The sequence below is a fragment of the Rhodococcus sp. NPDC080181 genome, assembly GCF_040702225.1.
GTDB lineage: Bacteria > Actinomycetota > Actinomycetes > Mycobacteriales > Mycobacteriaceae > Rhodococcoides > Rhodococcoides fascians.
Genome location: NZ_JBFBKN010000002.1, coordinates 1 through 26,138, shown reverse-complemented (window position 1 = coordinate 26,138; position 26,138 = coordinate 1). Strand labels below are relative to the sequence as shown.

Annotated in this window: 27 protein-coding genes and 1 pseudogene; 20 read left to right on the top strand and 8 right to left on the bottom strand. The window is 63.6% G+C overall.

The genetic code is table 11. The annotated features are described in order from the left end of the window. The first annotated feature begins 18 nt into the window (after positions 1-18). The 4 genes from AB0O58_RS02310 (at position 19) to AB0O58_RS02295 (ending at position 4,232) form a co-directional block, all read left to right on the top strand. Complete coding sequence (locus AB0O58_RS02310; RefSeq protein WP_032374979.1) at positions 19-690, top strand: response regulator transcription factor; 672 nt, start codon at positions 19-21, stop codon at positions 688-690. Continuing rightward, a complete protein-coding gene (locus AB0O58_RS02305) occupies positions 683-2,389 on the top strand; it encodes a GAF domain-containing protein (protein ID WP_322544590.1) in 1,707 nt (568 codons plus the stop codon). Before AB0O58_RS02310 ends, AB0O58_RS02305 begins: the two co-directional genes overlap by 8 nt. 77 nt (positions 2,390-2,466) lie before the next feature. After that, complete coding sequence (locus AB0O58_RS02300; RefSeq protein ID WP_322544589.1) at positions 2,467-3,351, top strand: universal stress protein; 885 nt, start codon at positions 2,467-2,469, stop codon at positions 3,349-3,351. Further along, positions 3,348-4,232, top strand: coding sequence for a universal stress protein (locus tag AB0O58_RS02295; RefSeq protein ID WP_322544588.1), 885 nt, complete (start codon positions 3,348-3,350; stop codon positions 4,230-4,232). Before AB0O58_RS02300 ends, AB0O58_RS02295 begins: the two co-directional genes overlap by 4 nt. Positions 4,233-4,243: 11 nt before the next feature. On the opposite strand, the gene AB0O58_RS02290 is transcribed toward AB0O58_RS02295, so the two are convergent. After that, complete coding sequence (locus tag AB0O58_RS02290; RefSeq protein ID WP_366237802.1) at positions 4,244-6,634, bottom strand: phosphoketolase family protein; 2,391 nt, start codon at positions 6,632-6,634, stop codon at positions 4,244-4,246. Continuing rightward, the gene (locus AB0O58_RS02285) at positions 6,631-7,509 is read right to left on the bottom strand and encodes a universal stress protein (protein ID WP_032400383.1); all 879 of its coding nucleotides are present in this window, start codon (positions 7,507-7,509) and stop codon (positions 6,631-6,633) included. Before AB0O58_RS02285 ends, AB0O58_RS02290 begins: the two co-directional genes overlap by 4 nt. Positions 7,510-7,659: 150 nt before the next feature. Here AB0O58_RS02285 and AB0O58_RS02280 point away from each other — a divergent pair, with 150 nt between their 5' ends. From AB0O58_RS02280 to AB0O58_RS02270, 3 genes are all read left to right on the top strand, one after another. After that, positions 7,660-8,055 carry a DUF6153 family protein gene (locus tag AB0O58_RS02280; protein ID WP_032400361.1) on the top strand — a complete coding sequence of 132 codons (396 nt, stop codon included), beginning with the start codon at positions 7,660-7,662 and terminating at the stop codon, positions 8,053-8,055. An 82-nt stretch (positions 8,056-8,137) separates the two neighbouring features. Further along, positions 8,138-8,755 (top strand): DUF305 domain-containing protein, encoded by a 618-nt coding sequence (locus AB0O58_RS02275; protein ID WP_032400362.1) that lies wholly within the window; start codon positions 8,138-8,140, stop codon positions 8,753-8,755. Positions 8,756-8,896: 141 nt separating this feature from the next. Beyond that, positions 8,897-10,204: an NAD(P)/FAD-dependent oxidoreductase gene (locus AB0O58_RS02270; protein WP_204857612.1), complete on the top strand. Its 1,308-nt coding sequence runs from the start codon at positions 8,897-8,899 to the stop codon at positions 10,202-10,204. A gap of 93 nt (positions 10,205-10,297) precedes the next feature. On the opposite strand, the gene AB0O58_RS02265 is transcribed toward AB0O58_RS02270, so the two are convergent. After that, positions 10,298-10,696 (bottom strand): hypothetical protein, encoded by a 399-nt coding sequence (locus AB0O58_RS02265; protein WP_032400384.1) that lies wholly within the window; start codon positions 10,694-10,696, stop codon positions 10,298-10,300. 77 nt (positions 10,697-10,773) lie between these two features. Here AB0O58_RS02265 and AB0O58_RS02260 point away from each other — a divergent pair, with 77 nt between their 5' ends. The 3 genes from AB0O58_RS02260 (at position 10,774) to AB0O58_RS02250 (ending at position 13,597) form a co-directional block, all read left to right on the top strand. Continuing rightward, positions 10,774-12,054, top strand: coding sequence for a hypothetical protein (locus tag AB0O58_RS02260; RefSeq protein ID WP_366237801.1), 1,281 nt, complete (start codon positions 10,774-10,776; stop codon positions 12,052-12,054). 177 nt (positions 12,055-12,231) lie between these two features. Continuing rightward, positions 12,232-13,197, top strand: coding sequence for an alpha/beta hydrolase family protein (locus AB0O58_RS02255; RefSeq protein ID WP_205914390.1), 966 nt, complete (start codon positions 12,232-12,234; stop codon positions 13,195-13,197). Positions 13,198-13,300: 103 nt separating this feature from the next. Next, positions 13,301-13,597, top strand: a complete 297-nt coding sequence (locus tag AB0O58_RS02250; RefSeq protein WP_027495602.1) for a hypothetical protein — start codon at positions 13,301-13,303, stop codon at positions 13,595-13,597. Between the two features lie 460 nt (positions 13,598-14,057). Here AB0O58_RS02250 and AB0O58_RS02245 read toward each other — a convergent pair. Both AB0O58_RS02245 and AB0O58_RS02240 read right to left on the bottom strand, forming a co-directional pair. Further along, positions 14,058-14,240 (bottom strand): annotated as a pseudogene (locus AB0O58_RS02245) (CsbD family protein); the annotation flags it as partial. A gap of 166 nt (positions 14,241-14,406) precedes the next feature. Continuing rightward, a complete protein-coding gene (locus tag AB0O58_RS02240) occupies positions 14,407-14,568 on the bottom strand; it encodes a hypothetical protein (protein ID WP_155288534.1) in 162 nt (53 codons plus the stop codon). A 196-nt stretch (positions 14,569-14,764) separates the two neighbouring features. On the opposite strand from AB0O58_RS02240, the gene AB0O58_RS02235 reads away from it, so the two are divergent. Genes AB0O58_RS02235 through AB0O58_RS02225 form a run of 3 tightly spaced genes read left to right on the top strand, consistent with a single transcriptional unit; the run spans position 14,765 to position 17,813 of the window. Further along, positions 14,765-16,321: an NAD(P)/FAD-dependent oxidoreductase gene (locus AB0O58_RS02235; protein WP_206497731.1), complete on the top strand. Its 1,557-nt coding sequence runs from the start codon at positions 14,765-14,767 to the stop codon at positions 16,319-16,321. 17 nt (positions 16,322-16,338) lie between these two features. Beyond that, on the top strand, positions 16,339-17,139 hold the full coding sequence (locus AB0O58_RS02230; RefSeq protein ID WP_206497891.1) for an alpha/beta fold hydrolase: 801 nt from the start codon (positions 16,339-16,341) through the stop codon (positions 17,137-17,139). Then, positions 17,136-17,813 (top strand): TetR/AcrR family transcriptional regulator, encoded by a 678-nt coding sequence (locus tag AB0O58_RS02225; protein ID WP_366237800.1) that lies wholly within the window; start codon positions 17,136-17,138, stop codon positions 17,811-17,813. The genes AB0O58_RS02230 and AB0O58_RS02225 overlap by 4 nt, the downstream gene beginning before the upstream one ends. A 16-nt stretch (positions 17,814-17,829) precedes the next feature. Here the strand turns inward: AB0O58_RS02225 and AB0O58_RS02220 are convergent, their stop codons facing one another. After that, entirely contained in the window at positions 17,830-18,918 is a 1,089-nt protein-coding gene (locus AB0O58_RS02220; RefSeq protein ID WP_366237924.1) for a ferredoxin--NADP reductase, read from the bottom strand. Positions 18,919-19,030: 112 nt separating this feature from the next. On the opposite strand from AB0O58_RS02220, the gene AB0O58_RS02215 reads away from it, so the two are divergent. The 7 genes from AB0O58_RS02215 (at position 19,031) to AB0O58_RS02185 (ending at position 25,111) form a co-directional block, all read left to right on the top strand. Beyond that, positions 19,031-20,038, top strand: coding sequence for an alpha/beta hydrolase (locus tag AB0O58_RS02215; RefSeq protein WP_366237799.1), 1,008 nt, complete (start codon positions 19,031-19,033; stop codon positions 20,036-20,038). Next, on the top strand, positions 20,035-20,913 hold the full coding sequence (locus AB0O58_RS02210) for an SDR family NAD(P)-dependent oxidoreductase (protein WP_366237798.1): 879 nt from the start codon (positions 20,035-20,037) through the stop codon (positions 20,911-20,913). Before AB0O58_RS02215 ends, AB0O58_RS02210 begins: the two co-directional genes overlap by 4 nt. A 1-nt stretch (position 20,914) precedes the next feature. Further along, positions 20,915-21,835: a ferritin-like domain-containing protein gene (locus AB0O58_RS02205; RefSeq protein WP_366237797.1), complete on the top strand. Its 921-nt coding sequence runs from the start codon at positions 20,915-20,917 to the stop codon at positions 21,833-21,835. Continuing rightward, positions 21,832-23,355, top strand: coding sequence for an NAD(P)/FAD-dependent oxidoreductase (locus AB0O58_RS02200; RefSeq protein WP_366237796.1), 1,524 nt, complete (start codon positions 21,832-21,834; stop codon positions 23,353-23,355). Before AB0O58_RS02205 ends, AB0O58_RS02200 begins: the two co-directional genes overlap by 4 nt. Positions 23,356-23,467: 112 nt before the next feature. Continuing rightward, positions 23,468-24,199 carry a MerR family transcriptional regulator gene (locus AB0O58_RS02195; RefSeq protein ID WP_308051221.1) on the top strand — a complete coding sequence of 244 codons (732 nt, stop codon included), beginning with the start codon at positions 23,468-23,470 and terminating at the stop codon, positions 24,197-24,199. Positions 24,200-24,278: 79 nt separating this feature from the next. Further along, a complete protein-coding gene (locus tag AB0O58_RS02190) occupies positions 24,279-24,485 on the top strand; it encodes a hypothetical protein (protein ID WP_027495611.1) in 207 nt (68 codons plus the stop codon). Between the two features lie 50 nt (positions 24,486-24,535). Next, on the top strand, positions 24,536-25,111 hold the full coding sequence (locus AB0O58_RS02185) for a YdcF family protein (RefSeq protein WP_206497727.1): 576 nt from the start codon (positions 24,536-24,538) through the stop codon (positions 25,109-25,111). A gap of 10 nt (positions 25,112-25,121) precedes the next feature. On the opposite strand, the gene AB0O58_RS02180 is transcribed toward AB0O58_RS02185, so the two are convergent. Both AB0O58_RS02180 and AB0O58_RS02175 read right to left on the bottom strand, forming a co-directional pair. Continuing rightward, positions 25,122-25,487: a CrcB family protein gene (locus AB0O58_RS02180; RefSeq protein ID WP_032366900.1), complete on the bottom strand. Its 366-nt coding sequence runs from the start codon at positions 25,485-25,487 to the stop codon at positions 25,122-25,124. After that, positions 25,484-25,903 carry a CrcB family protein gene (locus AB0O58_RS02175; protein ID WP_283549911.1) on the bottom strand — a complete coding sequence of 140 codons (420 nt, stop codon included), beginning with the start codon at positions 25,901-25,903 and terminating at the stop codon, positions 25,484-25,486. Before AB0O58_RS02175 ends, AB0O58_RS02180 begins: the two co-directional genes overlap by 4 nt. Between the last annotated feature and the right edge of the window lie 235 nt (positions 25,904-26,138).

Sequence of the window (26,138 nt, the reverse complement as noted above, 5' to 3'; positions counted from 1 at the left end):
AGGTAGAGGGGTGTCGACGTGGTCACGGTGTTCTTGGTGGACGATCACGAAATCGTGCGGCGCGGTCTGATCGACCTCATCGACTCCGATCCCGATCTCGAGGTCATCGGCGAGGCAGGTAGTTTTGCGCAGGCGCTGGCCCGAATTCCGGCCCTGCAGCCCGACGTCGCGGTGCTCGACGTGCGGCTACCCGACGGCAACGGCATCGAACTGTGCCGTGAGCTTCTCGATCGACTGCCGAACCTCAAGACCATGATGCTGACCTCGTTCACCGAGGACCAGGCCATGCTCGACGCGATACTCGCGGGCGCGAGCGGCTATGTCGTCAAGGACATCACCGGCATGGAACTGACCCGAGCGATCAAGGACGTCGGTTCCGGCCGGTCGCTGCTCGACAACCGTGCAGCCGCGGCGTTGATGGACAAATTGCGAGCCGGGACGGCGTCATCGGGCCCTATCGATCACCTCACGCCCCAGGAGCGCACCCTGCTGGATCTGCTGGGAGAGGGCCTGACCAACCGACAGATCGCGGCCAGGATGTTCCTGGCGGAGAAGACGGTGAAGAACTACGTGTCTCGGCTGCTCGCCAAGCTCGGGATGGAACGCCGCACCCAAGCTGCGGTGTATGCGTCGAAGCTCGCCGACGGCGATCCGCCTGCCCACCGGAAACCGGGGTCCCGGGATGGATGACCAGCACGGGGAAACCCGGTCTTCGCTACCGCAACTCCGGCTCGGGGAGCTGCTTGCCGAGGTGCAGGATCGTATCGGTCGCATCGCCGATGCGAGGATTCAAGCCGACGGTCTGCTCGACGCGATGCTCGTCATCACCTCGGGACTCGATTTGGAGGTGACGCTGCGTTCGATCGTGGAATCGGCCGTCAAGCTCGTCGACGCCCAGTACGGTGCGCTCGGCGTGCGCGGAGAAGGCCACGGATTGAGTGCGTTCATCAACTACGGCATGGACGAGGACACCCGGGTGGCCATCGGCCCGCTCCCCACCGGACGCGGGGTACTCGGACTATTGATCGACCAACCGAAAGTGCTACGTCTGGACGATCTGACATCGCACCCGGAATCGGTGGGGTTCCCGCGCAACCATCCTCCGATGAAAACCTTTCTCGGAGTGCCGATTCGGGTTCGCGACGAGATCTTCGGCAATCTCTATCTCACCGAGAAGAAGGGCGGCAAGCAGTTCACCGAGGACGACGAAGTCGTCACCAAGGCGTTGGCGTCCGCCGCCGGCATCGCCATCGACAACTCGAGACTGTACGAGGACTCGCGGGTGCGTCAGGCGTGGATGGAGGCAACGCGGGACATCGGCACCGAGCTCCTTTCCGGGACGGACATCGACGAAGTACTGCAGATGGTGGCGCGTAAGTCGTTGCACCTGACCGGGTCCGATGCGGCGTTCATCGCGGTACCCGAGGACACAGACCAAGCCTTCGGGGATGTCACGCAACTCGTCGTCACGGTCAGTGAGGGACTCGGGGCCGATCGAATGATCGGGGCAGTCGTTCCGATCGAGGGCTCGAGCTCGGGAGTAGCCTTTCGGCGTCGAACAGCGTTGCGGAAGGAGCGACTCGACTACGGGGTCAAGGAACTGGGCTCTGCTTTCGGACCCGCAATGATTTCACCCTTCCGCGTGGCAGAGGGCGTCAGTGGAGTCCTGGTGGTTCTGCGCGCCGCGGGGCGGGGACCGTTCGACGAGACCCAACTCGAACTGGTCTCGAACTTCGCCAACCAGGCCGCGCTGGTGATGCAGATCGCGGACGCCAGTCGGCGGATGCATCAACTCGACGTGTTGTCCGACCGGGATCGTATTGCCCGTGACCTGCACGATCACGTGATTCAGAGGATCTTCGCTGCAGGATTGGCGCTGCAGAGCACCCTGCAGCGCACCGAGTCCCCGGACCTACGGCAGCGTCTGTCCAGAACTATCGACGACCTGCAGGACACGGTGCAGGACATCAGGACGACCATTTTCGACCTGCAGAGCACATCCCACTCCGCAACACGGCTGCGGCAACGTATCAACAGCGCGGTACTCGAACTCACCGAGAACGTCGATATCCGTGCCGTCGTGCGGATGTTCGGACCACTGTCGGTCGTCGACACCAAACTCGCCGATCATGCCGTTGCCGTTGTCCGCGAGACTGTCAGCAACGTCGTTCATCACGCCCAGGGCGACACTGTGACCGTTACTCTGTCGGTGGGGAACGAGCTCGAAATCGTGGTGTCCGACAACGGAATCGGTATGCCCGACAACACCACCACCAGTGGGTTGTCCAACCTGGGGACCCGTGCGGCCGAGTGCGGCGGGACCATGACCGTCTGCCCCGGTGCCTCCGGCAGCGGCACCGATGTGACGTGGGCGGTACCGCTGCCCTGACGGCTCCAGTCGTTGGTCACCTTTTTCGATGACCTCCGGCCGTTACCGCGAGTGGCTATAATCTCGTAGCGTTTTCGGTGACGGTGCTGATCCTGCGTCGCACCACCGAGAGGACCCCGATGAACATCTCACACACCACCGGACCCGTTCTGGTCGGAATCGACGGATCGACGGCCGCGCTCGATGCAGTGCGCTTCGCAGTGCGTGAGGCGCGAGGCCGAGGAACATCACTGCGACTGGTACATGTGATCGAACCCCAGATTCAGCGTGAAACGGTATACGGGGCACCCGACGTGGACGGTGACTATGCGCGCACCGTCTTGGACCAGGCCGCGATCATAGCGAGGGCGAGCGACCCGACCGTCATCGTGGAAGCTGTTGTTCTACAGGGTGTCCCGGAAACGGTGATGCTGTCCGAAGCAGCGTCTGCGTGCCTGATCGTATTGGGTGCCAAGACCGAGAATTCGATCGCTGCACGGGTTCTCGGATCCATGGTGCGCACGGTGGTCGAATGCTCACCGAACCCCGCGGCCGTTGTGCGCACCTTCGATTCCGAGCGCGACGGCGCGGTCGTCGCCGCTCTGGGAGACGCGAAGGTTTCGGCATCGGACCTCGTTGTGGCGCAGGCATTCCACGAAGCGTCGATGCGCGGGGCGAGCGTGTTGGCCGTGCACACCCAGACTGTCTCGACCATTCTGGCCAGCGCCATCGGCGGTCCGGTCGATCATCTGCACCCCGAGTCGGCAATGGACGTCCGGTTGGAACCCTTCAGCGCCGACTATCCTTCGGTGCGGGTGGCGTCGGTCTACGCCGAGGCCGATTCGGGATCGGAACTCGTCGCGGTGTCCGATACTGCACAGCTGCTGGTGGTGGGGCACGAGCGCGATCGCGTGCCGGGAAGCACGTTGACGAAAGTCCTGCGGCACGCCGAATGCCCCGTCCTCGTTGTGCCGCACGCATGAGTACCGTGAACGCGAGGGCGATCGTCGTCGGCGTCGACGGATCCGGTTCGTCACTCGACGCGGTCGGCTGGGCCGCACGCGAAGCCGAATTACGCGGAGCACCGTTGAAGCTGGTGTCCGCGTACCAAATCAGGGCCCTCTACACCAGTTTCGTCGCACTCCCGTCGCACCTCGGCGCCGAGGAGAATGCACGTGCGGATTCGATTCTGACGTCGGCATCCCTCGTCGCGCGGCGGTCGGTCGAGAAACCCGACGCGCTGACGATCATGATCGAACCGATTGTCGGACCGACTGTTCAGGCGCTGATCGATGAGTCCGCCACCGCGTCGATGATGGTGGTCGGCTCACGCGGCAACGGCGAGTACTTCGCCGAGCTGCTCGGCTCTGTGAGCACGGCGGTGGCTGTGCAGGCGCGCTGTCCGGTAGTCATCGTGCCGCGCAGCGTGGAGTTGCATTCGGCACGGGGACCGGTCGTCCTCGGGGTCGACGCCTCGGCGCACAACCAGGAGGCCGTCCGGCTGGCCTTCGAGGAGGCCTCGCTTCGGGGCACTGGCCTTGTTGCAGTCCACGTGTCGACGGACCGACTCGTCTCGTCACCCGACGCGTCGACGTCGGACAAGTCCGAGGCAATCGTGTCCAACGGCCGAACCGTGTTGGCCGAAAACCTGTCCGGGTGGAGCGAGCTGTATCCCGACGTGGTGGTGAAGCAGACAGTGCTGCGCGGCGACGTCGTCGAACGCATCCTGGGCGCGGCGGTGCGCGCAGAGGCCGTGGTGGTCGGTTCGAGCGGACGCACCGGTTTCAGTGGCCAGCTGCTCGGATCCACCGTTCGGTCTCTGGCCCACCGCGTCGACTGTCCGCTGATCATCGCTCGCGGTTAGCAACCGATCCGTCACGACCACCGCCATTCGCGAATCTCGGGTAGATCCTCGAAGTGTTTCCGGATGTAGGCGTCGTGCCGGGTCAGTTGGTCCCGGCAGTGCTGCCGCAGTTCCTCGGCACCGGCCGACGCCGTGTGTGCTCGGTCGAGTGCTTCGATCGCCAGGTGGTAGCGACTGATCTTGTTGAGCACCACCATGTCGAACGGTGTTGTGGTAGTGCCTTGTTCGATGAAGCCGCGGACGTGGAATCTCTGCGCGTTCGGGCGGCCGTGCAGCAGCTGGTGCACCGCCCGGGGGTAGCCGTGGAAAGCGAAGACGATATCGACCGACTCGGTGAACAGATCGGCGAACTGATCCTCCGAGAACCCGTGTGGATGATCGGCGACGGGTAGCAGCGCCATCAGGTCGATGACGTTGACCACGCGCACCTGCAACTCGGGAGTCCAGTTACGCAACAGGTCCGCTGCAGCGAGAGTCTCCTCGGTCGGAACGTCGCCGGCGCAGGCCAGCACGATCTCAGGATCGCGCGGAGTAGCGGTGTTCTCGGTACCGGCCCAGTCCCACCGCGAGGCACTGGCTGCTGCGTGTGCGCGAGCCTCAGTGAGCGTCAGATACTGGGGATGGCTCTGTTTGTCGACCACCAGCACGTTGACGTGTCCGCGGCTCCGAAAGCAGTGGTCGGCAACGGCGAGAAGAGTATTGGAGTCCGGTGGCAGCCACACGCGCACCACATCCGGTGCCAGAGGAATCACCGCGTCGATCAGTCCGGGCCCCTGATGACTGAACCCGTTGTGGTCGTTGCGCCAGCACGTGCTGGTGAGCAGCACGTTCAACGAGGCGACGGGTGCTCGCCAGGCCAGAGTGGCCGCATGCTGCAGCCACTTGGTGTGCTGGATCAGCATCGACACGCTCACCATCGCGAAAGCCTCGTAGCTCGCGAACAATCCGTGTCGGCCCGACAACAGGTACGCCTCGAGCCAGCCCTCACACAGATGCTCGCTGAGCACCTCCATGACGCGACCGTCGGCGGCCAGATTGTCGTCGAACTCGGTGGTCGGCAGCTGCCAGCATCGGTCGGTGGCCTCGAACACGGCCTGCAGACGGTTGCTGGCGGTCTCGTCGGGGCAGAACAGGCGGAAAGTGCCACCGCCGTCGGGTCGTGCGTTGTCGAGGTAGATATCCCGCATCATCTCCCCGAGTACGGTGGTCGTCTCGTGCGAGATGCGTCCCGGGGAGTCGATCGTCAGAGCGTAGTTCTCGAGCTCACGAATGACCAAGGGCTGCAACAGCACACCGCCGTTGGCGTGGGGAGTGGCCCCGAGCCTCTTGTCGCCCGTCGGAGTGAGTTCACTGATGTGCGCCGCGGGTACGCCGTTGTCGTCGAAGAGTGATCCGGGATCGTAGGAGAGCAACCACTGCTCGAGCTGCGCCAGATGCGACGGGTTCTCGCGGACGCCGGACAGCGGGACCTGGTGGGCCCAGTGCGTTCCCTCGATCAGCTTGCCGTCGACCTCGTGTGGCCCGGTCCAGCCCTTCGGGGTACGCAAGACGATTGCAGGCCATGCACTTCCGTGGTGCGACTCGCCGCCGCGGGCCGCACGCTGGATTCTCCGAATATCGTCGTGGGCGCGGGTGAGAGCGAACTGCAAGGCCGGGAACACCTCTCGCGGATCGTCGCCCTCGACGAAGATCGGTGCCCAACCCTGACCGCCGAGGTAGTCGGCAATCGCTTGATCGGTGCTGCGCCCGAGCACTGTCGGGCCGGAGATCTTGGCGTCGTTGAGATGCAGAATGGGCAGCACTGCGCCGTCACGAACCGGGTTCAGGAACGCCGGGATCTTCCATGAACCCGACAGCGGACCGGTTTCGGCCTCCCCGTCGCCGACGACACAGGCGACCACCAGATCGGGGTTGTCGAACGCCGCGCCCGCTGCGTGGATCAGGGCATACCCCAGCTCGCCACCCTCGTGGATACTGCCGGGGGTCTGCACGCTCACATGGCTCGGAATGCCACCGGGAGTGGAGAATTGGCGACACAGACGACGCACACCGTCGCTGTCGAGCGAGATGTCGGGATAGATCTCGCTGTACGTGCCTTCGAGATAGGTGTTCGCGACCAACGCCGGGCCACCGTGACCGGGACCGGTGACATACAGCCAATCCGAACCGGTTCGGCAGATGAGGCGATTGAGCAGCGTGTAGATCATCGACAGACCGGGGCTGGTGCCCCAGTGCCCGAGCAGTCGGGGCTTGATGTGTTCCACCGTCAGTGGTTGCCGTAGCAATACGTTGTCCTGCAGGTAGATCTGGGCAACCGTCAGGTAGTTCGCGGCAGCCCAGTAGCGCAGATCGGCGTCGAGTTCATCGGAGCTGTAGGTGGTCTCGGTGGTGGACGCGGTCATCGGTTCGTGGGTACGACAACGACGGGAACATCGACCGAATGCAGCACCGCGCGGGACGTCGAACCGAGCAGCATCGAGGCGAAGCCGCCCCGGCCGCGGCTACCGACCACGATCAGCTGCGCGCTCTCGGAGGCACGGACCAGTTCGCGAACGGGTCTGTCCTGAACCACCACCCGGCGGATGGTGACGTCGGGGTAGTCCTCCGACCATCCGGCCAGGCTCTCGGCCAGCGATGTCTTCTCTGCCAGTTCGGAATCGGCCCACGGACCTTCTTCGTCGCGGGTCAGCACGCTCCCGAGCTCGAGGTCGCTCCACGCGTGTACGGCAACGAGGTCGACACCTCGCATCGACGCCTCGCGCAACGCGAATCCGATGGCCGGCTGGCTGTTGGACGTGCAATCCACACCCACGACCACCGGCCCGTCGCTGACCGTGTTCGACTTGACCACTGCAACAGGGCACTTGGCGTGTGACACGACGGCGGTACTGACCGACCCGACCAGTCCGCCGGTGAACTCACCGAGGCCTCTCGAACCGACGACGATCAAGGCAGGCGCGACGTCGAAGTGCGTCAGATTGCGTGCAGCCGAGCCATGTTCGAGACGAGTGTCGAGAATCAGCGAATTGCCTGCCGCGGTCTTGTGCGCAACGTCGACCGCAGCGGTCAGGACCCGCTTGGCCTCGACGTCCGGATCTGCGAACGCGCCGATCCGGAGGCTGATGGCATCGCCGTAGGTTCCCGGCGCGAACAGTGACGACGTGACCAACTCGAGCGGGGCGTGGCGTCGTATCGCCTCGCGCGTTGCCCAACGGACCGCGTCGAGCGATGTGGCAGATCCGTCGACTCCGACGACGACCCGACTCGATGCATTCATGTTGTATTCCCGTTCGTTGACTGTCGTGTTCAGGTACACCTCGAGCATGGACGGTTCGCTGGAGCGCAGACAGAGTCGGAAGTCCTTCGGCTCGAGCCGGAATGCCCTGACTGCTACCCCTGGGGGGTATGTCTTGCTATCGTCGGTGACATGCATTCAGTGATCCGACGCCGTCGCCCGGGCTTTGCCTCGGCGAGCGGATTGCTGATCGCGCTGACGATCCTCGGGGTACTGCTGATGCATTCGGTGACACCGACCACGTCGGCAAGAAGCGAGCATGCGGCCATGGCGTCGGCGACCCACCACGAGGACCCGGTTCAGGTGGCAGTCGGTGAGCACGACTGCCCGTCGGCACATCAGATGATGCATCCGTGCGCGGGAACCACCGTGTCGTGGGCTGCGCTGTCGGTCCCGATGACGAACGTCGATGGCATCCACTCGGTCATGTCGGAGGACGGGATCGGTGGGCGCGTCCATTCCATATCGGAGCGCGCGCCGCCGTGGACTCTGTGGGAGTTGGACAGATCGGTGACCTTGCGAGTGTGACAGGGAGCCCGGTGGACGCACGACCACCGGCGGATCGACATACCTAGATCCCTGTATTACACACTCGTTCAAGGAGATTCACATGCGTACAACACTCGTCGCTTCGCTGGCTGCCGCCACGGTGAGCGCATTCCTCGTCGCCGGCTGCAGCAGCGACACCACGTCGGATTCGTCGACGTCGACTACCTCATCGGCTTCCGTTCAGGATTCGGCATCGGCATCGGCATCGGCGGAGTTCAACGACGCCGACGTCATGTTCGCGCGGATGATGTACCCGCACCACGCGCAGGCCGTCGACATGGCTGACATGGTTCAAGGTCGCACCGACAATCCGGACGTCGTGGCACTGGCGTCGGCGATCCAAGCCGCGCAGCAACCGGAAATGGACCGGATGACGGCCTGGCTCGCCGAATGGGGTCAGCCCGCACCCCAGTCGGACATGGGTGAGATGAGCGGAATGGACCACAGCTCGGGTATGGGCATGATGTCCCAGCAGGACATGGACGCCCTGACCGGTCTGTCGGGCCCGGAGTTCGACCGTCAGTGGCTGACGATGATGATCGAGCATCACGAGGGCGCGATCGAGATGGCGAACAACGAGATTGCGGACGGCTCGAACCCCGACGCGCAGGAGATGGCTCGCACGATCGTGGCCACGCAACAGCAGGAAATCGACACGATGCAGCGGATGCTCGGCTGATCCGTTGTCGGTACGTTGCCGGGCCGCACCCCAGACCGGGGCGCGGCCCGGCGGGGGACGACTACACGCCGTTGCCCTCGAGTACGCTGTGACGCGCGAGGAATTGTGTTCTGCGGGTCGGATCGAGGGAGAGTATCGACGATGTCACGTCCACGGGTCCTGGTCCTCGGCGGCGGCTTCGGCGGGTTGTATGCAACCCGCCGGCTGCACGGTTCGGATGTCGACATCACCGTTCTCGAACGAGGCACCTCTCATGTCTTTCAGCCGCTGCTCTATCAGTGCGCAACCGGCCTTCTCTCCGAAGGCTCGATCGCCAGCCCGTTGCGTCACCTGTTGCGCAAGCAGAAGAACGTGAAGGTGGCTCTCGGTGAAGCGACCTCGGTGACAACCGTGGGCGATGGCGGAGTGGTGACGGCGAGCCGCTTCGACGGGTCGACGTTCGAGTTGCCGTACGACTACCTCGTGGTTGCCGTCGGAATGCAGCAGGCGTATCACGGCCACGACGAATACGTGCAGTGGGCACCGGGCATGAAGACCCTCGACGACGCCTTGGCGATCAGGCGAAAACTGATCTCGGCATTCGAGATGGCCGAGTCCCTGCCCACCCCCGAAGAGCGTCGCCCCTGGCTCACCTTCGCCGTCGCCGGTGGAGGGCCCACCGGAGTCGAATTGGCCGGGCAGATCAGGGAACTCGCCACCCGGGCGCTGGCGAAGGAATTCGATTCGATCCACCCGTCCGAAGCTAAGGTGCTCCTCTTTCACGGTGGCGACCGCGTACTCGAATCGTTCCCAGACTCCCTGACGAAGAAGGCCCAGCGCACCCTCGACACGGTCGGAGTCGAAACGCATCTCGGCGTTCACGTCACCGACGTTACGGCCACCGACGTCGAGGTGACGGCCAAGGCCGAACCGAAGACCGTCACACGCCACGACACTCGCACCGTGCTGTGGACCGCAGGCGTCGAAGCGGTTCCGTTCGTGAAGAATCTGGCCGACGCCCTGGGCGTCGAGCAGGACAGGTCCGGACGGATCGCCGTGCAACCCGACCTGTCCGTGCCGGGTCACCGCAACGTGTTCGTCGTCGGCGACATCATGGCGTTGAACGGTCTGGCCGGTGTCGCCGAAGTGGCGATGCAGGGTGGACGTGCAGCGGGCGCAGCAATCGCAGCAGATGTATCCGGTTCTGTGCGTGCGGATTTCAAGTATCGAGACCTGGGCACTGCCGCCTACATCGCCCGCGGCCACGCGCTGGTGCAGGCCGGGCCGCTGAAGATGTCGGGATTCCTGGGCTGGGTGTCGTGGGGCGTCATCCACATCGCATTCCTGGCCGGTAAACGCAACCGAGCTGGAACGCTGATCAACTGGGGCGCAACACTTCTCAGCGGAACACGACGTGAACGGGCAATCACCTACGGCGACCCGGAAACGGCGCGCAAGCCGTACAACTGACCTGAGCGCCCACTATTGTCACCCTCGTACGAAATCCCGCTTACCAGGGCGAATTGTGGACACTCAGATCAGTTGCCGGCGGTGTCGACAGGGTCAGCCGATGCCGGGGATGTAGCCGGGATAGACGAAGTGCCGTGGACCGCCGCCGGGGAGCAAGTGGCCAGTCGAACCCGGGTAGTCCATACTCAGCGGAATGAGCTTGTGCGGGTTGCCGTTCGAGTCGGCCTGCCAGCACTCCAGCAGTACGCCATGGAATCCGGTGCACACGATGCGAGTGCTGTTGCCGTACGGGGACGTCAGTCGATTCTCGCTGACGAAGGGATTCCAGTAGTCCGGGTCCTGAGGGGTGAGGAACACTCCGGTGACGTCCTGCGGAGCAGTCGGGCTCGGGTACGGCGGCGCGACGGGCCATTCGTCGGCGTCGGCGGTACCGACTCCGAGTGCGGCGGCACCTGCGACGACAGCAACCGTGACGGCGATACGACGAAACATGGCGCACTCCTGACGTTGGGTTCGCGTCGAATAGACCACACATGGCCGTCGATTGGGAAGCCCTCTACATTGAACGCGTGATTGCAGCGGATCGCGTATTGCCCGTAGTGGCCACGGCCATCGGCGGATTCGTGGCCGGATATTCGATTCGTGAATCCCTCGGGCAGGATGTGTTCCACATCGAGTCGACGGGGAAGTGGTACGGAGCGTTCGTCACCGCGCAATGGGCTGGTTCTCTCACGGTTCTGATGGCGGTGCTCGTGCTCGTGGCGGTCCATCGCCGCCGGCCCCGGATATCGGCCGCCCTAGCAACAGTTCTCGGCTCGCTGCTGGTTGCGCTGCCGTCCTTCGTGCCGATCGCGGCCAACCAAGCGGTGACGACCAATGCGCTCGGTGCCGGCGCTCTGGTCGGCATCTGCGGATTCATCGCCGGTGGACGCAGGCTCCCGTCGGGCGGCCTTGCAGTAGGACTGCTGGGCTCCATGTTGTTCTACAGCGCGATATCCCGGCTACGCGGACCGCGTGAGGGTCGGTGGATGGACGGGCTGGGGCCGTATCTGGTGGAATCCACGGTCCCGCTACTCCTCCTTCTCGCAACCACTATCGTGCTGCTCGTGGCCGTCCGGCGGGCATCCGTGGGCCGATTCGAAACCTCCGACGCAGTAGCCGCTCTCGTGCTGGGATTCGTCTGTCTGGTGGTCTACATCTATCTGGGCAATACGACGTCGACGGCGAGCACGTGGATTTTCGCCGTCGCGATCGCCGTCTTGGTGGCATACGGTGTTGCGTTCGACCTCGGTGGCCTCGACGGCCGATACGTGATGTCGGGCTTGGCGATAGCGGCATCAGGAGTCAATGCGCTCGGGTGGGGCGACGCGTCGTGGTGGGTACTCGTCGTGGCCGCGGTGTTGTTCGTCGGAGCGGTGGGAGTGGGCCTGCGACGCGATCTCACCACCGCCGCGTGTGCACTGCTGACCGTTGTGACGGCCACCGGTCTTCTGCCCATCGGAGACGACTCGATCAATACCGTTGGGACTGTGTGCTATTGCGTGCTGCATCCCATCGCTGTCGGATTGCTCGTCGGATCGGCACGAGCGACGCGCACGGTGGCGTCGACCATCGGTCCGCTCGTACCGTTCGCACTGACGCTGTTCTCGGTGTCGGCACCGGTACCGCCGCGGGTGTTCGGTTGGACGGATGGGACATCCGACGACTATGTGCCGCCCATTGTCTGGCTGTATTCGCCACTTCCCGTCGGCGTTGTCGTGGCGGTGATCGTCATCCTGGTGTGTCTCGTCCTCGGTTCGAGGGCCGAGCGCGAGCATCACGATCGCGTCTCGGATTCGTCCGGTCCATAACGCTCGGGACGTTTGCTCGAGGTAACGTCACCTCATCTTCGGCCGATGTAGAAACTCGACCGGTGTAACTCGACGAAAAGGTGAAACAGCGTGCCACGATCTCGACGACACGGCTTCCAGCGATTCGGTTCGGCTGCGGCCGTCGCCCTCGCAGTGGCGATTCTTCCGACCGCGCTGATGACGCCCGTCGCGTCCGCGGACGAACTGCCCGCCGCAACGACTCAGTCGAGCAACGGCTCGCGAATCGAATCGGTGAACACCCTCGACGGCCGCCAGGTTCAGCTCCAGGTGTACTCCGCGTCGATGAACCGCACCATTCCGGTGACGGTGCAGCGCCCCGCCGACGAGAGCGTGTCGCGTCCGGTGCTGTACCTGCTCAACGGTGCAGGTGGCGGCGAGGATGCGGCATCGTGGCAGTCGCAGACCGACGCCGAGGCCTTCCTGTCGGACAAGAACGCCTACATCGTGACTCCGCAGAAGGGCAAGTGGTCCTACTACACCGACTGGCTGCAGGACGATCCGAAGCTCGGCAGCAACAAGTGGAGCACCTTCCTCGGTGAAGAACTGCCTCCGCTGATCGATGCGCAGTTCGACACCAACGGTCGCCAGTCGCTGGCAGCGTTGTCCATGACGGGCACGTCGGTTCTCAACATCGCAATCAAGTACCCCGGCAAGTTCACCGGTGTCGCGGCATACAGCGGTTGCGCGCAGACCTCGGACCCGATCGGTCAGCAGTTCGTCAAGCTCGTCGTCGAGACGTACGGCGGCGGAAACGTCGAGAACATGTGGGGCCCGCTCGACGGCCCCGTGTGGCGCGAGAACGATCCGCTGCTCAACGCCGAGAAGCTGCGCGGCACCCAGATCTACATGAGCACCGGCAGCGGACTGCCCGGCATCCCGAACGACACCTTCGCCAACCCGCGACTGAAGAACGACCCGGCGACGCTCGCCAACCAGGTCATCGTCGGCGGCGGCATCGAGCTGGCCACCAACTTCTGCACGTCCAACCTGGCCAAGCGTCTCGACCAGCTGGGAATCCCGGCAACTGTCGACTTCCGTCCGGTCGGCAACCACTCCTGGGGCTACTGGCAGGACGACCTGCACAAGTCCTGGCCGTTCCTGGCAGGATCGCTCGGCATCTGATTCCTTCTGATCGAAGACGGCCACCCGCACCTCGCGTGCGGGTGGCCGTTTCTCGTTGCGGGGACAGGTGTGACTGCGTCCGAATCGAACGTATGATCGAACGATGGCACGACGCGCTCAACCTCGACCCGCGTCTGCCGTGCGTCCGTTCAAGATGCTCAGACCTCCGCTCAAGGTGTGGATCGATCTGAACGTCCTCTACCCGCTACCGCCACATCACGCGTCGAAGTTCAATCCGGAAGGCTTCGATGTTCGACGCGTGGTCCCGGGGGATCTGGTCGAATGGTCCATCACCGTCGACGGCGATTGGTTGGGTCGCGTCACCTACGAACTGATGTCGCGAGACCGGAGCGAAACCGTCACACATTGGGTGCCCAGCCGGGCGCTGAAACCGCTGTAGAACGAGCGAAAGCCCCGCCTGAAAACGAGGCGGGGCTTTCGGGTGATCACCTTCAGAAGCTGTGCTTACGCGCCTTCTTGGCGAGCTTGCGGGTGGTGCGCTTCGACGGAACGAACAGGTGTGCAGCGCTGCGTCGACGGTTGCGGCGACGGATCAGCACGAATGCGACGGCACCGGCGGCGGCTGCGATGGCGGCGACGATCGGAGTGCCGACCTTCGCGGCCTCGGCCACATCCTCGCTGTCGATGTTGCGGACCGTGGTCTTCACGTCGTCGGTGACGGCGGAGGCCTTCTCGGCTGCCTTGTCGGCGACCTGGGAGGCCTTCTCCTTCACGTCGTCGACGTCGACGTTCTCGACCTTGTCCTGGACGGCGCTCTTGACGTCTGCGGCGGTGTCGGCTGCCTTGTCGGCAACGTCTGCAGCTGCGTGCTTGGCCTGCTTGGCAGCGCCGGCCGCGGAGTCGGCAACGCTCTCGGCGGCGTCGGAAACCTTGTCGGCAGCCTGCTGAGTGTTGGCCTTGGCCTGGTCGGTGGCCCCTTCGGCGCGAAGGCTGTCGTCACCGGTGGCCTCACCGGCCTTCTCCTTCGCAGTCCCGGCCAGTTCTTCTGCCTTGTGCTGAGCCTTGTCGATGAAGTCGGCCATCGGTATCCCTCTTTCGTGTAGGTCGTCTCCGGAATCCGGAGCGGTGACGTCGCGGACGACGCCGGTAAGTATGAGTCGAACTCGACGGTCCGAAACATACGTCCGACTACGGTGTTTCGGGTCACTACGACGAGTAGCCGTATTTGTGCTGCTCGGCGGGCTGCGACTACTTCGTCGAACGCGGCCACCACGTTCTACGGCGTGCGCGCGCCGCACGCGCTGAGTAGGCCGTCGACAACGAGCGCCGGTCGAAGTCCAGTCCCGATCCTCTCGACGTGAGCAGGATCAGCGCGATGACTCCCGCAGCCCCGACCGCCACGGGAGTCATCGGCTACTGGTTCCGGTTGCGTTGGGTGTACACCCAGCGAAGAGAGTGCGGTCCATGACAGCTCCTGTCTGTGTTGTCACGAAGGCTGCCATTGACACCGCCACCAGTCAATGGCACATTATGTGATGTTAGTCGCGGTGTCGCTGCTCGGTCGGCGTCCGGGCGATGGTGTTCGGTGAGACAGCGAGGCGCGTCGATGAATGCAGATACTTGGCCCGAGGTCGACGGTTCGATCCACGACAACTTCAGGGATGTGCTCATCGTCGGTGCGGGTATTTCGGGAGTCGGAGCCGCGTATCGCTTGCAGGAGATGGCACCGGAGCTCAGCTACGCGATCCTAGAAGGGCGCGAGCGAGCAGGCGGTACCTGGGATCTGTTCCGGTACCCAGGTATTCGTTCGGACAGCGACATCTTCACGTTCTCGTTCCCGCACACGCCATGGCAGGGAGACACCCTCCTTGCTCATGGCGAAGACATTCGCAACTACATCGTCGAAACCGCCCACGCCAACGGCATAGACGAGCACACGCACTTCTCGACCTCGGTCGTTGCGGCGAACTGGGATTCGTCGACGGACCTGTGGACCGTCGACACACTGTCCGACGGCGTGCCGCGGACGTATCGAAGTCGATTCGTGTTCTTGTGTACCGGCTACTTCGACTACTCGGGTGGGTACACCCCGGATCTTCCCGGGATGGAGAAGTTCACCGGGCAGGTGGTGCATCCCCAGCAGTGGCCGGAAGGTCTCGACCACACCGGTAAGCGGGTCGTTGTCATCGGAAGTGGCGCGACCGCAATCACTTTGGTGCCTTCGCTCGCGGTCGATGCTGCGTCGGTGACGATGCTGCAGCGCTCGCCGACCTACATCGCGTCGTTGCCGATGACCGATCCGTTCACCACCCTCACTCAGCGTGTACTGCCGGACTCCCTCGCGCACAGTGCACTGCGGTGGCGCAATGCACTGTTGATGGTCGGCTCGTATCAGCTGTGTCGACGTGCGCCGAAGACGGCCCGCAGGGTGTTCCGGGCGATGACGAAGGCGCAGCTTCCGCGTGGATACGACGTCGACAAGCACTTCAAGCCGACGTATGCCCCGTGGGACCAGCGGCTGTGCGTCGTGCCGGACGGCGATCTCTTCAAGGCCATTCGCACCGGCCGCGCGACTGTGGTGACCGACCGGATAGCCGAGATCACCGCCGACGGGATCCGGTTGGAATCTGGTGACGAGATCCCCGCCGACATCATCGTCACCGCAACCGGATTGAAGCTCCAGGCGTTCGGGGGTATCGAATTGTCTCTGGACGGTGAGCGGCTCGAGGTGCACGACAAGTTCGTCTACAAGGGTCACATGCTCGAGGACGTACCCAACGTTGCATGGTCCATCGGGTACACGAATGCATCGTGGACGCTCAAGGCCGACATGACGGCGCAGGCAGTAGCCAAACTGTTGGTGTACATGCGGTCTCACGGCTACACCCATGCGATCCCGGACCGACAGGGCAAGGCCGTGGACTCTCGTCCGGTCGTCGACCTCGCCTGCGGATACGTCACGCGTTCCTTGAACGAGCTACCCAAATCGGGGACCGAACGTCCCTGGTCGGTGCGGCAGAACTACATTCTCGACAGGATCGACGCACGATTCGACGATCTGACGGAATCGATGACGTTCGGCCGAGCGGACAACGCCCGTGTGGCGGGGGCGGATATCGCGCCCGTATACCGCATCTGGCCGAGAAAGGTCGGCACGCAGTGACTTCCGACATCGACGGTCTGACCCTCGCGCACACCATCCGGGGTGAGGGCCCTACATTGGTGCTCATTCACGGCATCGTGCACAGACAACATGCGTGGGACAGTGTCGTCGACATACTGGCGCGGCATCGACGAGTGGTGACGGTGGACCTGCCCGGTCACGGCGCGTCACCGGACTTGCCCACCGAGGAATTCGACCTGGGTCCGTGGATCGTGGCCGAGTTGGAGCGATTTCTCGACTACGTTGCGGTGGACGGCGAGAAGCCGCACGTGGCCGGTAATTCGTTGGGTGGATACTTCGCGATGGAACTTGCTGCCCGCGGGTCGGTCGCCTCGGCGACCGCCCTGTCACCGGCCGGTTTCTTTCGCGGACACTGGGATCAGACTCGGGCGCTCTTCGTGTTCCGTCTGTTGCGGGCGTTGTCTCGAGTGATGAGCCCGATCGCACCGACCGTCATGCGTTCGGTCGTGGGACGCACGATCGCCAACGCTGTCTTCTACGCCAAGCCGTGGCGAGTTCCCGCGGCAACGGCCACGATCGACGCGCTCAGCATCACTACCAATCGTGCGATCGACGCGGCCGGTAACGCAGTGCCGCGCTTCAGCGTTCCGGTCGACGAGTCCGTTCCTGTCACCGTCGCGTGGGGACGCCGGGACCTGGTGTTGCCGGTGTATCAGGCACCGCTGGTGCGTCGAACGTTTCCGCAGGCAGACGTCTGCACGTACTCGGGGCTCGGGCACGTTCCGATGTCGGACGATCCGGAGTTGGTCGCCTCGATTCTGTTGAGGGGATCACGAACCGTCTCGCGCTCGGCGTGACCGTGCCGGAGAAGGTCGACGGGCGAAGCCATCGGTGGCACGATCACCGGATCACTCGGCGCCGTGAACTACTCGATTGCACACTGGCCGCCATTCGTCGGCATGGGCACGACATCGGGATGGACGAGATCGCCGCGGCGAACCACGTCTCGAAAACTGTTCTGTACAAACACTTCGCCGACAAGAAGGGGCTCGCGAACGCCGCGATGGCGCGATACGTCGAGACTGCACTGGTGCCTCGGATCCGGGACGCGATCTCCGAGGATCTCGACGAATATCACCTCACCCGTGCCGTGATCACTGCCTATGTCGCGACGGTCGCCACCGATCCCGAGATCTACATCTACGTGCACGCGAACAATGCCGTCGGTGGCAATCAGGACATCGTCACCGCATCGGAAGAACTGATCGCAGAGTTGCTGGCGACCGTCATCGCCGACAGATTTCGAGCGCGGGAGTTCTCGACGGCCGGCTCGACGCCGTTCGCTTTCGCCTTGATCGGTGCGGTCCGGTTGGCGTCGCACTGGTGGATGTTCGACCGGACCATGACGGTCGACGAACTCATCGACTACCTCACCATGATGGTCTGGGGCGGTATCGCGGGGATTGCGCGAGCCTCCGGCTCGGCCGCGGCGTTCACCTCGAAGCCGCATTCGTTGACGCTCGAGGGCTGAGCGCCCTCCTCCGGGATCAGCGGTCGAACACCGCACGAACGCTCGTGGAATCGGGCACGGACTGGCAGGCCAGTCGGACGCCGTGCTGCAGTTCGTGTTCGTCGAGCGTCTCGTTGGCGAGCATGTTCACCGTGCCCTCGGTGAGGGTGTACGCACAACCGCCGCAGGTTCCTTCGCGGCACACGTACGGCGGGTCGAGACCCAGCTCGAGAAGTCGGTCGAGCAGCTTCGTGTCTGCATTCCAGGTGAACTCGGTCTCCATTCCGTCGATCTCGACATGAGCGGCCACGGAGTTCGCGCCGGGTTCGTCGGAAATCGACGCGCCCCTGGCCTGAAACGGATTCGAGTCGAATGAGGAGAACACCTCGCGGTGTGTTCTGTGCGCCGTCGTACCGGTGCGAGCGAGCCACTCCTCGGCGACGTTCATGTATTGCGTCGGTCCACAGAGGAAGGCCTCGCAGTCGGACGGAGTCGTCACGTTCATCGAGGCCAGTCCGGCAGCGGTGGGTAACCCCGATTCCGAGGTGTACCAGTGGTGAACGTCGAGTCGTTCGGGGAAGCGCGACTGCAGTTCGGTCAGGTGCTCTGCGAAGATCACCGAGTCGCCGTTCTGGTTGGCGTAGACCAGGGTGATTCGATTCTTGTGCTGCAACAGAGCAGTTTTGAGGATCGACATCATCGGGGTGATGCCGCTGCCGGCGGCGATGAGGACGAAATCCACGTCCCAGCCCTCGGGTCCGAACATGCCCGACGGTTTCAGCGCTTTGAGTCGCATCCCGCAAACAGCGTTGTCGTGCAACCAGTGTGATGCCAGACCGTCCTGAATGCGCTTGACGGTCACAGTGGGGAACGGGTCCCGGACCGGAGAGCTGGAGAAGGAGTAGCACCGGGCCACCGAGCCGCCGTCCGTGCACGGAATCTCCAGGGTGAGGAATTGTCCCGGCTCGTACCGAAACTGCGCTTCCCGATGCTCGGGAACCAGAAAGCCGAGGGAGATCGCATCTTCGGTCTCGCGGGTCACCTCGGCGATCTCCAACTCGAAGATCCTGTCCTCGGGACCGATGGCAGACGCATCCAGTTCCGCCGGTGGATTACTCCTGAACATCGTCACGTGTGCTCGCTCCCTTGCGCTTTCGGTGTTGGACGCCACTGTCGCACACTTCGCCACTAAATAATAGGCCATTGACAAATGGCGAATAGCGGGTGAGGGTGATGACGTGACTCCGACCACCGACGACGACTACCTGCCTCGCGGCGCTTTCAGGGCCGGGTCTCGGCGAACCCGTCTGGCTGCCTTGATGACTCGGCTGATTCTGCGTCCGATGACGAACCTGCTGCCGACCTCACGCGGCGGCATCGAGTTCTCTCGACGCCTCGTCGCCACCTCGATGAACCTGTGCGGTCCGGTCCCGAAAGGAACGGCAGTGGACCTCGTGGCCGAAAGCCCGGTTCGCGGTGAGTGGGTGCGAGCGCCCGGCCTGTCGCCGGGGCCACGCGTGATCCTCTACATCCACGGCAGTGCATACGTCATCTGCTCGGCGCGGACGCACCGTGGTCTCACCGCACGATTGTCCAGGGCGACGAGCCTGTCGGTGTTCACGGTCGACTACCGGCTCGCCCCGGAACACCCATTTCCCGCCGCAGCCGACGACCTCGAAGCCGCGTACCGCTGGCTGCTGGGCCAGGGGTACGACGCATCGAACATCGTCATCGCCGGGGACTCTGCCGGCGGACACCTGGCCGCTGACCTGATCATCGAGAACGACCGAACCGGGACGCCGCAGCCGGGAGCATTGGTGTTGTTCTCGCCGTTGATCGATCTCGACTTCGAGCTATCGGCGCGCATGGAACGCACGCGCAAGGACCCGATGATTTCGGCGAAGGCAGCGCGAGGACTCGTGGCGCTGTACACCGACGGCCACGATGCGGATCTCCCGCGTCTCCGGCTCGATCTCGGACGTGTGCGAGAGCTGCCACCGACGCTGATCCAGGTGGGCGGAGCCGAGATGCTCAGGGGCGATGCGCGACACCTGCACTCCATGATCGACGCGGCCGGCGGAGAGAGCGAACTCGAAATCTGGCCCGATCAGATGCACGTGTTCCAAGCTCTCCCGAGGTTGATCCCCGAGGCCGACCGAGCACTAGAGCATGCATCCGCATTCATCGCGTATGCGCTCGATAATCAAGCCCTACAACATGAGTCGAAGGAACAGGTATGTCGATGAGAAGCAAGACCGGAAGACCCTCGTACGGGTCGAGAGCGGTAGTGACCGGCGCAGGCAGCGGCATCGGCCGGGCGTTCGCATTGGAACTGGCTCGACGTGGAGGAGCCGTCATGTGCGCCGACATCTCGTTGCCGCGAGCGCAGGAGGCCGTCGCGATGGTGAACGCCCTCGGCGGCACCGGATACGCCGTCGAGTGCGATGTGTCGATCCGCGAGAACGTCGAGGAACTGGCCCTGCGTGCAAGTATCGAGTTCGACGGACCCACCACGGTCCTCATCAACAACGCAGGCGTCGGAATCGGCGGAAAGCCCTTCGGCAACATCGGTTTCGAGGACTGGAACTGGGCCTTGGCAATCAACCTCTGGGGCGTGATCCACGGCTGCGAGGTGTTCACGCCCGGGCTTCGGGCCGCGGGTGAGGGCGGGATCATCAACGTCGCGTCCGCCGCCGGCTTCGCCGCTGCGCCGCTGATGGGTCCGTACAACGTCGGCAAGGCCGCAGTGATGAGCCTGTCGGAAACGATGGCGGCGGAATTCTCGGGTACCGGTGTGCGGGTGTCGGTTCTGTGTCCCACCTTCGTCAAGACCAACGTTGCCGTCGACGGCCGGATCACCGCGAGTTCGTCCCGACTGGCCGAGTTCGCGATGCGCTGGACCGGACGGTCTCCCGACAAGATCGCTGCCAGAACGCTCGATGCATTCGACCGGGGCCGGCTCTACGTCGTGCCCCAGTTCGACGCCAAAGCCGTCTGGCGGTTCAAGAGATTGCTGCCCGCCGTGTACGTGCGCTTTCTCGGCTTGCTCAATCGTGTGCTGCCCGCCGAGCAGCAGCCGGCGAAGAACGAATCCCTCACCTCGACAACCACAGGAGCCTGACATGGCAATGGACTTCGAAGACATGTTGACCAAGATCAAGGACCGTCAGTGGGCATTGGCGGACATCGACTGGGACGGCCCGGGAGCCGAGACCATCGGCCCCGAACTGCACGCCAAACTCAAGCCCTTCATGTCCGATCTGATGTGGATCGAGAACGTGGGCGCTCGCGGCTTCGCGGCGATGGCGCTCAAGGCACCGAACGAGACTCTCGCGGAGATCTATCGCTACTTCCACGCGGAAGAGCAGAAGCACGCCAACGCCGAGCTCGCGCTCATGCGTCGTTGGGGCATGCTCGACGGTGACCGGATGCCCGAGCCGAACGTCAACGTCAAGCTCGTCATCGACTGGCTCGACAAGCATTCCGACGGGCTGTCTCTGCCCGTGCTGGGCACCGTCATACCGATGCTCGAGGTGGCCCTGGACGGCGCGCTGGTGAAGTTCATCATGGACGAGATCGACGATCCGGTGTGTCAGGCCGTGTTCAAGAAGATCAACTCCGACGAATCTCGGCATCTGGCGGTCGATTTCGCGGTCATCGAATTGCTCGGGCATTCCCGGATGCGCAAGCTGGTGGTCGAGACCATCGGTGCTTGGATGAACCCGGCCCTCATCGTCGGATTGCTGCGCTACATCCCACTGCTGAACAAGATGCGCGACAACATCGTCGAGATGGGTGTCGACGAGGAGCGGCTCTACACCGCGATGAAGCGATTCCGCAGTGTGGGGGAGCGTAGCCCCGAGGCGCTCCGCGTGCCGATGTATCGATTCGTGCAGTGGCACAGCAGCATTGTCATCAACCGCAAGCATCCATACCACCACGTTGCGGATGGCCTGGTGAAGCTCACTCGCCGGTACCCGACCAAGACTCTCAATTCCGAGCCCACCTGGGCCAAGGAACTGACCTACGAGCCCGTCGCATGAGCGAGTTCGATGTGCGCGAAGGTGTACTCGACGCCGTGATCGTCGGTGCGGGATTCGCCGGAATCGGTACCGCTATCCGACTGCGCAACAGTGGAATCGAGAATGTCGCGATCCTCGAACGCGGCAGCGCCGTCGGTGGAACCTGGCGCGACAACACTTACCCGGGCGCAGCCTGCGACATACCGTCGAGGCTGTATTCGTACAGTTTCGCGCCCAATCCCAACTGGTCGCACACCTATTCCGGTAGTGGTGAGATTCTCGATTACATCCACACAATGGTGCGTGAGTTCGACATCGGATCGCGTATTCGATTCGGACACAACGTAGTCGACATCATCTGGAACGAGGCGGCCGGGCATTGGCACGTGAGCATCGACGGGCACCCCGATGTTCGGGCGCGCACGGTGGTGATGGCGTCGGGGCCGCTCGCCAATGCCAGCCTGCCGAACATTCGAGGCATCGATACCTACGAGGGACACAAGATCCACAGTGCACGGTGGGATCACGACTACGACTTCGAGGGTAAGAAGGTCGCGGTCGTGGGAACCGGGGCGAGCGCGGTACAGATCGTGCCCGAACTGGTGAAGATCGCCGATACGGTCAAGGTGTTCCAACGCACCCCGGGTTGGACGCTGCCCAGGATCAATCGAAAGGTGCAGGCAGGCACCAAGCATCGATACGCCCGGTACCCGCAGACGCAGGCCCTGGCGCGGTCGCTGTGGTTCTGGGGGCACGAGTCCGTTGCCCTCGGTGTCGTGTGGAAGACCCCGTTGACGCGCATCGTCGAACTGGTCGGGCGCGCGCATCTGCGTCAGCAGGTTCGCGATCCGTGGCTGCGGCGACAGCTGACACCCCGATTCCGGGCCGGCTGCAAGCGATTGCTGATGACCAGCGACTACTACCCGGCCCTGCAGAAGCCGAACTGCACGTTGGTGACCTGGCCGATCGCGACGCTCTCACCCAAGGGCATTCGAACCGTGGAAGGCGTCGAGCATCAGTTCGACGCCATCGTCTTCGCGACCGGGTTCGACGTGTCCAACACCGGAACACCCATTCCGATCACCGGACGCGACAGCCGCGTGCTGGCCGACGAATGGAGCGCGGGAGCCAAGGCGTACAAGAGCATTGCAGTATCGGGCTATCCGAACATGTATTTCACCTTCGGGCCGAATTCCGGCCCGGGACACAGTTCGGCATTGGTGTACATGGAGGCGCAGATCGACTACATCGTCGAGGCGATCTCTCTGGTACTCGAAGGAGATCTGCACAGCGCCGATGTGCGCCAGGACGTCCAGGATGCCTACAACGAGGACATGCAGCGCAAACTGGCGAAGACGACCTGGAATTCCGGTTGCAGCAGTTGGTATCTCACCGAGGACGGCTTCAACGCGACCATGTTCCCGGGTTTCGCCACCCAGTACGTCAACCAACTCAGAGGTGTCGAACAGGGCGATTTCACCATGGTTCCGCGCCGCGTCGACCTGCCGCAGGAACCGGCACAGGTCGTCGCCCACTCCTGAATCGCTCGAGAGCACGCTTGTCGTTTCGATGACGGTCGGATTCGGCTCTTCCTTCCGCCGCGTGGTCGACGTATATCCTGAAGGTCGACGCGCGGCGGAGGTAGGGAGCTCGGTGGAGTATCGAATCGACGACTTGGCCCGAGAGGCCAAGACGACCACTCGCAACGTGCGGGCGTACCAGGAACGCGGGCTGCTGCCGCCGCCCACGCTCCGAGGACGAGTAGGTATTTACAACGACGATCACCTGACTCGATTGAAGGTGATCGACTCGCTGCTTCAGCGGGGGTTCACCTCGGCGCACATAGCCGATTTCCTGTCGGGCTGGGAGCAGGGCAAAGACCTGGAAGAAATCCTGGGCCTGCAGGAAATCGTGACTCGCAAGTGGTCGTCGGCCGAGACCACGGTCATTCCCGTCGAACTGATTGCGCAATTTCTCGGTGAGGACAACGACGACATCGTTGCCCGACTGATCGAAGCGAAACTGATCAGAATCGACGGTGACCAGTGCGAGATTCTCGATCCGACCCTCCTCGAGGTGTTCGTCGACCTGAGTCAGTACGGCTTCACGTTGGAACGTCTGCTCGACCAGCACGAGCGGACCGCGTCGAAAATGAACGAAATCGCCGAGTCGATGGTCGGGAGCGTGACCGACCATCTGGCCGCGAAACACGGTCCAGGTTGGCTGCCCAAGTCCGGAGAGGTAGCCGAGACCACCGAGATGTTCGAGAAGATGCGCAGCCTTGCCATTAAATCGGCACAGGCAGAACTGGCGCGCGCACTGGACCGGGTACAGGAACGCGCCCTCGACGATTATCTGTCGGAGACTCTGTCGAAGCGCACGTGACGTGGTTTGAAGCCTGCCACAATCGGACATACCTGCCCTTCGACAGCCGAACGGCGGCTGACCGCCTAAGGGGGCACCAATGAGGTTCGTAACGTTGATCGTTCTGGTTTGGCTGATCATCGGCGCATTCGCGTCGTACCAGCGCGGAGACTTCGAGAATGCGCCCGAGAACTGTGCAGGTGCGGGCACAATCGCCCTCACCGTCGTTGCCGGTCCGCTCAACTACTTCGGAATCAACCCCGAGGTCACGGACTGCAACGTCACCGTGCCGCAGCCTAGCGAGTGATATGAGTCGCTGACCGCGCGCTCGCGGAGCGCCTTCCCTAACCTGGTGAGGTGTTCCGCGGACGCTGGTTGCTGTTTCTCGCCCTGGCGATCCCAGTTGTCCTGGTGTCGTCGGTAGGTGTCGGCGGCTACCTCGCGTTTACGAAAGCTCGGGTGGATTCGCTCGTTGCCGCCGACGCAATCGTGGTGCTCGGCGGCGAACACGACGGACGTGAGGCCTACGGCATTTCGCTCGCCCAACAAGGCCTGGCCACGACAGTGGTGCTGTCCGATCCCTACGGATCCAGCGATCCGACGATGAAGAAGGCCTGCGCGGCGTCCACGTCGCAGTTCGAGGTGTTGTGCATTCCGCCGTCGCCCTCGACCACCCGTGGCGAAGCCATGTTCACCGAAACCCTTGCCCGCGAACGCGGCTGGAACCACGTGATCGTCGTGACGTGGCGATACCACCTCCCGCGGGCTCGCTACATCTTCGATCAGTGCTTCGACGGAACCGTCACGATGCGTCCGACGCCTCGCGCGTACGACTTCTCACTCGTCGAATGGGAGTTCACGTACCTGTACCAAATCACAGGGTTCGTCAAGGCCGGAGTGCAGGGCTCCTGCCAGGATTCGGAAAGCGACTGACCGGATTCGGTCACAGAATCTTGTGATAGAGCGTCACACCGGACTTCCACGCCAGGAACCCGAACATCACCGCGGCAATTCCACCCACCACGTTCGCGCCGAAGAACAGTGCTGCCGAGCGGTACCGACGATCTCGCGCAAGCCCGATCGTCGCCAGCGTTGTCCCCGCCAGCGGAGCCACCGACGCCAGAAACCCGACCGCCACCACGGAGCGAACAGCATTCGGCGGATCGAGTGCGAACACCAACCCCAGCGCGGCACACGCCACCAGATTCAGTGCCGTCGCCCGTCGCCTCGACCGGAGGGCGAACGAGAACACGAACTGGCACAGAGCCGCGAGTCCGCCGCCGGCCGCCACCAGGATCAACGTCGTCACAGCGTCGGGCTCGTTCGTGCCGGTCTCGTGATCGCAGCCCCGACGGCCATCGCGATCAACGCGAACACCGGCGTCGCCACCAGATAGATCACCGAATTCCACGCCCCGCGATGGGTGACCGCCTGAAACGCATAGAGACCGAACGTCGTCAGACCGCACGCAAGACCGAACAGCCCGGCCCGAGTCACCGGAGCCCGACGACCGGACAGATACCCCAACGCAGCGCCGACGAGCAGACAGCCGAACACATTCACGCCGAACGTGGACAACAACTGCCACCGCGGCGTCGCCCGCCACGTCCACACCTCGTACCGAAACGCCGCACCGACCGCGCCGCCCACAACGACCGCGACGTACTGCCCGAGCGAGCGACGACGCAGACCGCGACCGTCCATGGAATGCAGGCCCTCGATCACCTGGACAAGCCTAATGCGATCGATACCCCTCGGCTGAGTGAGCCGACGGCGGCAAAACAACCCGAAGGCCACCCCGAGGGGACTCAATGTCACGTTCGGTGGACTTTTCGGGGGTCAATGTCACGTTGAGTGGACTTTTCGGGAGTGTCAGATTAACGGTGGATCCGACCTTGGCGTCGGTTAGTTTCCGTTCGGGGTGATGCGTCCTTCGAAGGTGATCGCGAACGCGTTGAGC